Below are 11072 nucleotides of genomic sequence, written 5' to 3' on the forward strand. Positions count from 1 at the left end.
TTCTCTTCACTTCTTCAATAACATACGACAATCCTATAATCCTACCCAACGAATAAACTCATTATGTGCATTTAAATTAACTGATGAGTCTCCCTCAAAATAAACAGTGAAACTATTCGCAAGAGAATTGTCTCTGGCTAAATCACCATTGATTTTAACTGACTTGATTTTACCTAAATTGACAAATTGCATTTGCGTCTCATAATAACCACCTCGGACTACTTTGAGAACAGGTATTACAAAGCGAATGGCATTAATACCATCTTCTTGACCTGTACTCTCTGGATTGGTGTTATGAGACAAATAAAAAAGTTCTCGTCCATTCAGTGCAATGTATTCCGCATTATTAATCTGTCGTCGTAGCATTCGCGTCAATGGTGCTGTGGTATGAAATACTCGTTCATATGTATCTGCTGAAATGACTGTAACAGGTTTAGTTTCTGCCTGTTTGCTGCCTTTATATCCCTTACCTACAAATAAAATAGCATCACGTTGTTCATCAGTTGCAGTATCAGGTATTTGTATGGTCAAAGAATTCATATATTGAGATGTGGAAGTTTTATCACAATTTAAAAATTTTGATTTGGCAAACCATGCGTCACTAGGATAATAAATAACCAATAAAGATTTATCCTTTATGGTGTTAATGATTCCTTGGGAGTTCGCCAAAGGAAGTGCTGGACATCCCCAGCTTCGTCCAGGTCTTCCATATCTTTTAATAAAGCCTTCTTCTACATACCACCCAGAATGCATTACGATAGCTCTTCCCGATGCATTATCATTAAAATTACGATCCAAACCATCCAAACGCAATGAAAGACCATCTCGGCCATAATATGCCTGCTGTGTTTGATAAACTCCAATACTACTGGCTTTACTATTGTGTTTATTAGAAAAGAAATTGGTCAATAAAGCACCTGATTTGATACCATGCGACACGTAAGTATGAAACAATAATTTTTTTGCTTTTAAATCAAAAACCCAAAAACGCTTTTCATTTGATGGTAAAGAATAATCGATAATCGTTAAAATATTATTATGATCCACATTATATTCAGTCGCACACTTTAGAGTAGTGAGTACCTTGTCAATCACTAACGGATTTAAGTGAGGAGCTTCATGAGTTAACAGCATCTTAATAACATTTAATGATTGGTCATTAATTTGTTCTGGCGCCGAAAACGGTGTGATTTCGCTGATGAAACGAATATCACTCTTAATTGCTTGTGTATGGGGAAACGCTAATGGCAATTGCGGAAAAGAGGTTACAGTTACTGCTAAAAATAATAGCAGGAGAGCACTCATGATTTGTCCTTTTTTCTAATTGTTCAAATCCTGTATTTTTAATATAGCTCAAATTTTTTATTACATCTGATAATCTTAAGAGACAAGAGGTGATTTATTTTTAAATTGTTTGACTGCTTGAAGAGGCGACGGGCTTTGCAGCCCAGACGAAATTGATTACATTGCTTTTACTGGAAATCCTTGGGACTTTTCCTGATTTGCATCATATTTGTAACAAATACTCGTTACCGCATTGGTCAGATGCAACAGGGAATTCCCTACATTCTCTGCGAGCGAATTCGAAGAACAACCCAATGTCGCTCCTGCATAAGCAGTGCCCAAACCCGTAAAATTAAGAGCAGCATTTCCTATGCTCATCAATGCATTATCATTTCTACTGAAGGTTACTACATTAAGTGCAAGCATTGCTATCTCAAAACCATTTTCCCAAGCAGATTCCGGATCAGAAAATATCTTAAACGCGTTCAACATGAGAAAAAAACCATTTGTGACTTGCATAGCAGCACGCCATTTATTTTCCTTATTAAAAAAACCTGACATTATTAATCCTCCTGAGATTAGTTAGGCTTGATCGAACTTTAAACATGTCGTCCAGAAAAATCAAGCACTTTATCTCATTGATTACTCAGGAAATTCAATAACACTTGAAACTCAGTTTCTTGACAAACAAAACAAAAATTAGTGACAAAATGCAGCTGAATGAAAGTCAAATTTAATCTGGAAAATATTCTTCTCTTCCACTAAACTTTATCCTGCGTTGCAAGCTCACTCGGCTTCAGTCATGTATATATACACTCCTTCTCCTCATTCACTTGAGCGCCTTGTCTAAAGCTTAGTGGCTAATGACTCTATGAATTTTAGACACAAAATATCAAACAATTAAAGACAGAATAAAATGGATTGCTCTTCATTGAGTTCTTTTTCATCCGTTTGCTCTCTAAGAGGTTGAGTTTTTGCAGCAAACAAATGAGATAAATTATTCATTAACAAACGTACGGTACGTTTGTTGGGATTTATATAATTTGATTTTTCTCGACGTATCTGCTGTTCTTCTGCAATAAATTGGCTTTTTATTTGAATTTTAATCGCATCATCCAAATTTGGAATAAACTCAATTTGGCGTATTCCCCCATCCACAATATTTTGATACTCCTCAATTAATCCATCCACTTTAATTTTCCAAGCAGTGGCATCATCTATCATTTTTGCAGTCTTAGATTTAAAGAAGGAAAAGTACTGAGCAAGGAAATTAGAAATTTTCACGAAAAAACCATCATGTAATTTGATAAATGCGCTCAAGGTCTGGCTTTTTGCCTGAAGACCTTGCAAGAAAAATGAATTTTCTTTTACAGTAGTAAGCAACCTAGAACTCGCTTGCACAGACTCTTTCATTAGCTCATTTGCGTTTTGTAACGCAGCGAGTCGCTCAGAACTTTCCTTTGCGATTAAGAGTTTCAACTCTTCGTCTTGATTAAAAAAACGATTATTTATGGCAGTAATTTGGTTCTCTTTTTTCTTCAGTTTTTCTCGTAAGTCCAACAAACATGTTTTTGTCAGATCTTTAAGTTCCGCTTTACAGGTGCCATCTAGGGTAGTTGGGAGAGTGGATGCAATCCTGGTTTGCAATGCATTGGGTGTAGCAGTTCGATAAACAAGCGTTATTGGTGAAGTCACCCAACTCACCCCCTGAAGCACTCCTGAAGTCAGATCAGGAGAATCAGCAATAGTTTTTAACTGCTTTATGTTTTCAAGCAATTGTTGTTTTGGACCTTCTTCTGCTATTTCTAAAAGAACTTGAAATAACGGCGCATGCTCTTTTATAAAATCTAAAAAATCTTTTCTTCCGGTGATTTTCTTATCATTTTCTTCTGCAAATAAAAGTAGTTTATTTACTGCCTCTATTTTAGTTTCAAAGCCTACCTTTTTACTCCGTTGTTCAATGAGACTGAAAATACCTGATGAAACTTTTTCTATATCTGCTTCAAGTGCAGCAAGGCTGTCATGAATGCTTCGTTTTATAGGTTTCACTTCCAGATGAAACCTAGCTCCTCCTGGAGTAGGTCGTTTGTTATTATGTAAACCTCTTTGAGGTTTTGCGCTCCTCAAAGGGCTAATACCTAGTACTTTAAGATAACGTTCACTCAAGAGATCTTTAAAAGGCTTTAAAGGATCAGCTACAATATCACTCATTTCTTTTGCTGATCGTTCTGACTTTAACTGCTCCATTCTTTTTTCTACTTGTAATAAAAAAAGAGCTATCTTGGGCTTGATTTGTTCAAGATCCAAAAAAAGAGAAATCACAATTTTTGTCTTCCAATCCTTCTCTATTTGGGTAACTGCTATTTGGATAATATGGAATAGCATGTATGAAGAAAGAAGAAACTTTTTATATTGATTTTTATCAATAAAAGGAAGGCTATTTAAAGTGAATAGTTTTTCAATATTTCCAATTAAAGCTAAAATATTGCCTCTAGTATTGTCTTTCCAGTCATCATATAACGAAGATATAACCTCGCTGGAATGAGTCAATAATGCTATTTCTTTATCAGCCGTCTCAGGTAGTTGGGCAATTGCTTCATCAATAAATAGCTTAACAAAAACGGCTGTTCCCCATGAGCGTGAATTATATTGATTAAAATCGTTATATTTTTTCTGGGCATTCGCTTTGATGACTTCAAGATTATCTACTGAGTTAACGTAATTGCTAATAAGCAACGCTGAGTTCAAAGCGTGTTGCTCGGTATGGAATTTGATACCACGCCATAGTTTGAAACGTTCCTCTTTACTCAGCATAGTGAGCTCAATGCATTAGTTAATCGATCCTTAAAATCCATTCTACAAAAATGCAAATTAAAATAAAACCATAATGTTCTAATAAAGCTAAAATTGAGAAAAACGAATAATATCAGCAAAATAAATGCGAGTGTTTTTAAAATCAGCTATTCTAAATTTATATACCTAAGGAGAAGTAGCATGCCATCAAAAAAAGGAATCTATCTTTTTACTTTAATTGGCTTACTCCTTGGATTCGCACTTGATGGATTAATTCGCAATGAAATTACCAAGCTCTTTGATTATAGCTTAATCAGTCTTTTTGCCCTTTTGTATGGGTTGGCTTATAACGAAAAAAATTCTTTTCGCTTAGTTGCCAGCAGTTTCATTATCGCGCTGTTCCTGTCTTTACCCTTGCTTCCTATAGAAGCTCGTTATACATCCTTACATCTCGAGCATTGGATTACATTTCTGAGCGCCTTTCCACTATTTGTCTATGTGGGGCATTCATTTCACTATGCATTCCATCATGATAATACATGGCGTATCAGTTATAACAGCTTATTTGCTGCTGTATGGAATACTATTCTTCTGCTTTTTGTTGCTTCTTTGTTTTCATCTTTAGCCAATGTACTTATCCTGTTAGGCGCTTTTATTTTTAAAACTGTAGGTAATGATTTTTTATGGAATTTATATTCCAATAATATCCATTTTCAATTGATTTCTCATGTTACTTTATTTTTTATAGGATTAGGGGTCGGTCAGCAAAACATCAAAATTATCTATAGCTTGCGCTTTTTACTGCTAAGAATGATGTACTATTTATTTCCTTTCTTGGCCTTGATTAGTATCGTGTATTTTATTCTTTATCTAAGCCATTTTCTCAGTGGTGGTGAAGAATACGTCAATCCCCTGATTATTTTAATTCCATTAACTGCACTAGGAATTATATTTTATAATGCATACTTTCAAGATGGAAGTACGGAATCAGGAGCCGCATCCTGGCTTAAGTTATCATTACGTATTTATCGAGTGATTTTATTCTTTTTGGTTTTAATGATGACTTATAAAATTTTCCAATCCTACTCTGTGGACGTTAATGTCGTCATTTATATCATCACGGGGATTTTATACAGTCTAACTTATGCAATTACGGCCTGGCTCCCTGAAAATCTAGAGAAAAAATGGGTGCGAATAGGTAACATTAGTTCTGCATTATATTTTATAATCGTTCTCTTTTTATTCAATCTGCCTTATATGCCAATAATATTTCAGGTGGGGTCTCAATAACAAATTGTCAAGAAAAGATTCATATCTTTTTTATTCTATATCAGGAGTAGGTCTGATATTACCAAATCGCGTATTTTCCTCAACCACCTGATTGACAAAGGTATTTCCGTAACCAATCCAGCATCCCTTTTTAATGGTCGTTCCTGGACCAATAGTGGTCGACATACCTATAAAAACATTATCTTCAATAATTACAGGAGCAAGGAAGAGTAAACTGCCTACATCAGAGTGACAACTAATTGACGTACCACTCCCAATAGTGACATTTTTTCCGATAGTGATTAATGGGCAATCAACAAAATCTATGTCAAAAGAATTTATAATTTGAAAGGAAACTTTAGCGCCTAATGCACGCCAATAAAAAAACTTAATCACATTGAATGTTTGCAATAAGGGAGTTAGACCTACCACTTTAGCAGAACGAGCAAGAGCAAAATGACAAAACCAGGCAATAGTCATTTGATTCATTTCACGTTTATACCGGCCCGGTTTTAAGCGGGGCAAACACAACCTAATTGCTGCAATAATCATAATAAAAGAAGCAAATAAAACAAAAGGAGCCATCGGAAGAACCAGCCAAGTGCATACATAGCCATGATAAATAAATAAACCCATTAAGCTAAAAGCAAAAACACTAGGCATCAAACTAAATAAGATGGATACCAGGTCAATAATAAGAAGCATAGAGGTAGTTAACTCAGCTTTTACCGGAGTTTTTTTTGACTTGGTTTTATTCTTCTCGGTCATAACATGATGCTCCCTTTTTTATAATAGTTTGGCATAGACGCGAGACATCGAAACTCATTTTTCCGTAATTACTTGCTGAGAAATAAGCTTTGGTTTAGTCTGCGCATGACTATCTGCTAATAATTCATCTCTTGGCAATTGGAATAAAACCATAGGCAGCACTTCTTTAGTACTCACACCATGGGCATAAGGCTCATTAATTTGCATTAAACGCTCATGCATCTGCCCTAATATGGAATCAGATATTTGAGTTGTATCGTCGGTAACAAAAACAATCCTATTTCCCAAGCTATTTCGTGCAAAATACCAGTGCGGCGCTAAATCAAAAGAAATACCACATAACATTTCCTGTAATTCTTGGCCAGAAATAGAACAACTCTCCAATTTAAGCATTTGTGTCTTGTAACAAAATTCAAGCCTTGGTGCTTTATTTAAAAAGTCGATACATTTCACTACATCCTTTAGTTGATAACGGACAAAGCCCATAGCCGTAGTTAAAAACACTTCATAATTTTTGCCTTGCTCTAACTCCCAGGATTGTAAAAGGTTCTCTTTTTTAATGGGCTTACCTTCTTCAATAAACTCAGTAATATGTGCACCAGGATGCAAAAAACCTCCACGTTGATTGTCAATTGGAACAGTAAGCCATCCTTCTGTAGCGGAAAAAGTACCATCAACCATCTCAACCCCAGGTCCTAACAATTTTTTTAATTGTCGTGCAGGATATTCACAAAGACTTGAAATCCAACATCCAACTACAGTCAATGATGGCCAAAAATCTTTGAATGAGCCTGAATCTTGCTGTGACAATTGACGCAAATAACGCTGACGTTTCTTCGTCACTTGAAGTGGCGGCAAAAAGTCAGGAACAACTTTTTCACCTAATAAATAGGGTAAAAAATAATTAAAATTTTTAAGGCAGCGCTCAAAAAGAGCATCAATAACCATGGGCGTGACTGCAAATATAGCGCTAAGATCAGACGCTAAGGCATACAAAGCGGACCATTGAGTATAGACTTCCGTGCTGTCGAGTACTTCATCAGGCATAGCATAAAAACGTTTAATAAAAGAAGGTAAAGTACGATAATTAAAATTGCTAATCCAACCCGAAGGGATGCCGGCAGGTGACGTTCTATGAGAATCTATCGCGGCCAAATACAGTATTTTTTCTTGAAACAAGCCGGGGTAGTTCTGAGCCAGATTATAAATATAAGGAGGCATGGTACGCTGAAACTGTGCTCGAAAAGATTCAGTAATCGGAAAAAATTTTCGAACACCAGCTGTTCCTGAAGTTTCTGACCAAAAAATCAATTTTTCCCCATTAAAGGGTTGAATAAGACCGTGTTGTGCAGCCAAAAGATCTTTTTCATAATCTTCATAAGTTGTAATTGGAAAATTATTCAGACTTAAAGTTTGGCGATTTTGTAATAAAGGAGACCAATAAGCAGATTTTTTTAATAAAGGTACAATTTCTTGATTCCACAGCCTTTCACGAGAACGTTCGGGGTATTGGGTATCTTTAATAAAAGTCAGATATTTTTTTCGGGTAATTGCCGCAATTAATCTTCTTTTCCAATTCATCCCATTGCCAGCCAAAATAGAGTTCTTGCATAACCGGTGAATTTTTCTTTAGTGCAAGGCGTAACCGTTTCGAGGAGCGGAGTTTACATGGAGTAAATGAGCACCGGAGAAACGGTTGCAACGCAGCAATAAAGTAAAAGGTTCCGGTTATGCAAGAACTCTAATGAATACGATACGAAATGATAACTTCAAAAACCAAAGTTGGCGAGGTGATTTTTCTAGACGGGTATTTTAATTGGAACTACAGAGAACATTTTATGTTGCTCATAAAACAGAACTAAATGCTCTGCCATAGATTCTTGCAACTCAGGTTCAATGTTTACGTGCCCATTTAATTTATTAAGAATAAATTGAATTGCCAAATTAAGCCAGTCCAAACCCCGTAATTCTTTATCCATTAACTCCTGATTATGATGCCAAAGATGAACACAACAACTCGCTGCAAAAATCCAGCAATAGTGTTCTGCCAATCGAAAAGCGGTCAGACTGCGCGGGTCAAATTGTTTTTGCTCATGCAAAGCAATTACTTGTCGATCCAAACGCTTTAGTTCACTACGAATCATTCTGATTAATGGTCTGATTTTTTTTGATTTCAGCACAGATAAACCAGCCAGAATATCGTCTTCGGCAAAAGTAAAAAGACCCAGGCGGTTCAGAGAAAACTCAGGACAAATACATTTGAGATTAAAAATATGCTCCATTTTTTGTAACTGACTTGGGGAACAACTCCCTCTCATCCCGGCCTGGGGTACTAAATTACCCGCAATCACCGATAAATTGACCTGGCTGCTTCCGTCAAATAAACCCACCACAGAAATATCACGTCTGATTTTTTGAAACATAGCCCACTCTGTTGTGCGTAAATAAGCACGTGCACCCATCACTACGCTGCATTCTTCAACGATTCCTTCAGTTATTTTGGGAATGAGAAATTTAATAATGGCAGACCAAAAAGATAATTTTTCAGGGATTACTGAGGCGGCACGCACCACTGTAAAAGCGGTACAATCCGCTATGAGTAACTGAGCAAACTGCTCCCCCAAACGCTGTTTTACCACGGGAATTTCATAGGCAGTCTTCCCATACAACTTCCTGTGTAAACTAAAAGAAAGGGTTAATCGCAAAGCAGTATCTGCAGCACCAAGAGAAAAAGAAGCACATAGAGTTCTTGAAACCTGTAGCGTTTTATGAATGATTTCTAAACCACGTTTTTCTTCCCCAATCAATGCATCATGAGGCAAAAAAACCTTATCCAAAGAAAAGCCGCTGATATCCAACCCCCTGACCCCAAGTGTAGGAAGTTTGGGCGTTGGCATAAAGCCTGATTGAATTGTCGATTTATCCAGAAAAAAAACAGAAAAACCTAAAGGGCCTCCTCGATCATGAGTACGGCAAAGAAGAGTTACGCTCTGCCCCTGAGTAGCAAAATTAATGCACCATTTTTTCCCGGATAGCTCCCACCCATTCTTACAAGGTTGTGCTACTACTTCATTCGCCATGATATCAGAACCATGCTCTTCTTCGGTCAAAGCACATGCTGTAATTCCACCCCTGCGTAGAGAATCTGCCAAAGCTTTTTTCTGACGCTCATTTCCTGCTATCCAAAGAGGTAAGGAACCTAAAAATGACAAGCCCAAAGCAATGCCAGTAGTTAAATCACGTCTACAAAGTGATTTTGCTAAAAAAAACGCGACATCAAGTGAAACAAACTTCCCACTAAGATGTTGAGGGATTAAGTACTCCATCACCCCCCACTGCTGAATGAATTTGATTTGCGGCCAGGCAAGTTCCTCTTGCTCATCATAGTGCAAGATTTCTTGAAAATTGACTGGTCCATCCTGTTTTGCAGGATTACCTAAATAAGCTTCGAATGAATGAATTAATTGCAACAAATCATGGTAAGAAGCCATAATAATCCTTTTACTTGAGGAGAACGTATTTCTATACAATAGAATGTCGCGCAATCGCCAGATCATCCATTTTGCGATATAAATACTCCAAATATTGGGCCAATCTTCCTCGTATTTGTTGAGGAGCAATAATTTCATCAATTAAACCAGACCTATATGCATCCACTAAAGAAGGATCAAGATTCTGCGCATCAGTTACCTGATGCTTTATCTCTCCAAATACTTGTCCATCAGTACTTTGAACTTTTTTCGTTGTCTCTTTGCCCATCACTCCAAGAATCGCGGTCTCTAAAGCCAAAACCAAGTCTCCTTGTTGCGATGCAGTTTGCATCATCAGAAATGCTGCGGCTCCATAACATTTACGAACAATCACGCTCATCCTAGGTACACGGGTTTGCATCGCAGCACATAATCGGGCTCCATGCTGTAATAATCCTTTTTGCTCTTCGCGTTTTCCAGGCATAAATCCAGGAACATCAATTAAAGTAAGTACTGGAATACGATATGCATCACAGATTCGAATAAATTTAGCTGCTTTTTGTGCTGCATCTGAATCAATAGCTCCACTAAAACGAATACTCTGATTTGCAACAATACCCACTGCATACCCATGAATATGAGCAAAAGCACAAATCATGGCCTGCCCGTAAACACTTTTGTATTGCCATACTTCAGAGTTATCCACAATCGCTTGCATCAATTCGAGCATATTAAATGGCACTCTGGGGTCAGTCGGTACATTAGGCAAGGGATGTAAAGGCTCCTGAGTGGAGTGTACAGGAGGACATTCTCCGCTATGCGACGGAAAAAAGTTGAGCATGGTTTTAACATGATTGATTTGCGCGCTGATACTGTCATCAACAAAATCAGCAATGCCTGTAGTACTCGCGTGCATCGCTGTACCACCTAATTCACTCATACTGACCTTTTCACCGATTGCTTGTTGTACTACCATAGGGCTGGTTACCATCAGATAACTACGATGCTTGTTAAAAAAAAGCAAATCCATCAACACAGCAGAATAAGCAGGCGCACCAAGAGTTGGGGCAACGAGCACCGCAAATTGTGGAACTATACCTGATAAGTTGATATTCTGGGCGATAATTTTCGTGTATTCATCGCCACTTAATAAGTTTTCTTCTAAAGAAATACCAGGAGACGCTAAAAAAGCGATAATTGGAATCTTTAACTCTTTGGCTCTATCCATGAGACGCAGAATTTTTTTTGCGCCCTGGCTGGTAATGTATCCTCGGTTCACTGAATTATTATGAGCATATATTGCTACTGGTCTTTGATTTACCTTAGCTAAACCCGTAATCACTTCAGCCCCAAATTGCAAATGAGACTGATTATTCATGGCATAATCTGTAAGTAACGGAAGAAAACTGTGCTCATCAATAAGATTTTCTATCCATTTCATCGTGGTTTTATCAACAGACGATGAAGACATATTGCACTCAACTTTTA

Annotated in this window: 8 protein-coding genes; 1 reads left to right on the forward strand and 7 read right to left on the reverse strand. The window is 37.1% G+C overall.

The features are described 5' to 3' along the window. Nucleotides 1-33: 33 nt before the first annotated feature. From Ltuc_RS10845 to Ltuc_RS10855, 3 genes are all read right to left on the reverse strand, one after another. Nucleotides 34-1305, reverse strand: a complete 1272-nt coding sequence (locus Ltuc_RS10845; RefSeq protein ID WP_058521276.1) for a murein L,D-transpeptidase catalytic domain family protein — start codon at nt 1303-1305, stop codon at nt 34-36. Between the two features lie 156 nt (nt 1306-1461). After that, nucleotides 1462-1845: a hypothetical protein gene (locus Ltuc_RS10850; protein WP_058521277.1), complete on the reverse strand. Its 384-nt coding sequence runs from the start codon at nt 1843-1845 to the stop codon at nt 1462-1464. A gap of 339 nt (nt 1846-2184) precedes the next feature. Continuing rightward, complete coding sequence (locus tag Ltuc_RS10855) at nt 2185-4098, reverse strand: hypothetical protein (RefSeq protein ID WP_058521278.1); 1914 nt, start codon at nt 4096-4098, stop codon at nt 2185-2187. Between the two features lie 180 nt (nt 4099-4278). Between Ltuc_RS10855 and Ltuc_RS10860 the strand changes: the two genes are divergently transcribed. Next, a complete protein-coding gene (locus Ltuc_RS10860; RefSeq protein WP_058521279.1) occupies nt 4279-5367 on the forward strand; it encodes a hypothetical protein in 1089 nt (362 codons plus the stop codon). A gap of 30 nt (nt 5368-5397) precedes the next feature. Here the strand turns inward: Ltuc_RS10860 and Ltuc_RS10865 are convergent, their stop codons facing one another. The 4 genes from Ltuc_RS10865 to Ltuc_RS10880 form a co-directional block, all read right to left on the reverse strand. After that, the gene (locus tag Ltuc_RS10865) at nt 5398-6114 is read right to left on the reverse strand and encodes a DapH/DapD/GlmU-related protein (RefSeq protein WP_058521280.1); all 717 of its coding nucleotides are present in this window, start codon (nt 6112-6114) and stop codon (nt 5398-5400) included. Nucleotides 6115-6168: 54 nt separating this feature from the next. After that, on the reverse strand, nt 6169-7695 hold the full coding sequence (locus tag Ltuc_RS10870; RefSeq protein ID WP_058521281.1) for a GH3 family acyl-acid amido synthetase: 1527 nt from the start codon (nt 7693-7695) through the stop codon (nt 6169-6171). Between the two features lie 218 nt (nt 7696-7913). Further along, entirely contained in the window at nt 7914-9605 is a 1692-nt protein-coding gene (locus tag Ltuc_RS10875) for an acyl-CoA dehydrogenase family protein (protein ID WP_058521282.1), read from the reverse strand. 31 nt (nt 9606-9636) lie between these two features. Further along, the gene (locus tag Ltuc_RS10880; RefSeq protein ID WP_058521283.1) at nt 9637-11055 is read right to left on the reverse strand and encodes an acyl-CoA carboxylase subunit beta; all 1419 of its coding nucleotides are present in this window, start codon (nt 11053-11055) and stop codon (nt 9637-9639) included. Nucleotides 11056-11072 lie beyond the last annotated feature (17 nt).

The sequence above is a fragment of the Legionella tucsonensis genome (genome assembly GCF_001468035.1).
Classification (GTDB): domain Bacteria; phylum Pseudomonadota; class Gammaproteobacteria; order Legionellales; family Legionellaceae; genus Legionella; species Legionella tucsonensis.

What these genes read in the sequence shown, in the direction of transcription:
- Ltuc_RS10845 (WP_058521276.1), bottom strand. Translation starts at nt 1,305, where the DNA reads ATGAGTGCTCTCCTGCTATTATTTTTAGCAGTAACTGTAACCTCTTTT.
- Ltuc_RS10850 (WP_058521277.1), bottom strand. Translation starts at nt 1,845, where the DNA reads ATGTCAGGTTTTTTTAATAAGGAAAATAAATGGCGTGCTGCTATGCAA.
- Ltuc_RS10855 (WP_058521278.1), bottom strand. Translation starts at nt 4,098, where the DNA reads ATGCTGAGTAAAGAGGAACGTTTCAAACTATGGCGTGGTATCAAATTC.
- Ltuc_RS10860 (WP_058521279.1), top strand. Translation starts at nt 4,279, where the DNA reads ATGCCATCAAAAAAAGGAATCTATCTTTTTACTTTAATTGGCTTACTC.
- Ltuc_RS10865 (WP_058521280.1), bottom strand. Translation starts at nt 6,114, where the DNA reads ATGACCGAGAAGAATAAAACCAAGTCAAAAAAAACTCCGGTAAAAGCT.
- Ltuc_RS10870 (WP_058521281.1), bottom strand. Translation starts at nt 7,695, where the DNA reads ATGAATTGGAAAAGAAGATTAATTGCGGCAATTACCCGAAAAAAATAT.
- Ltuc_RS10875 (WP_058521282.1), bottom strand. Translation starts at nt 9,605, where the DNA reads ATGGCTTCTTACCATGATTTGTTGCAATTAATTCATTCATTCGAAGCT.
- Ltuc_RS10880 (WP_058521283.1), bottom strand. Translation starts at nt 11,055, where the DNA reads ATGTCTTCATCGTCTGTTGATAAAACCACGATGAAATGGATAGAAAAT.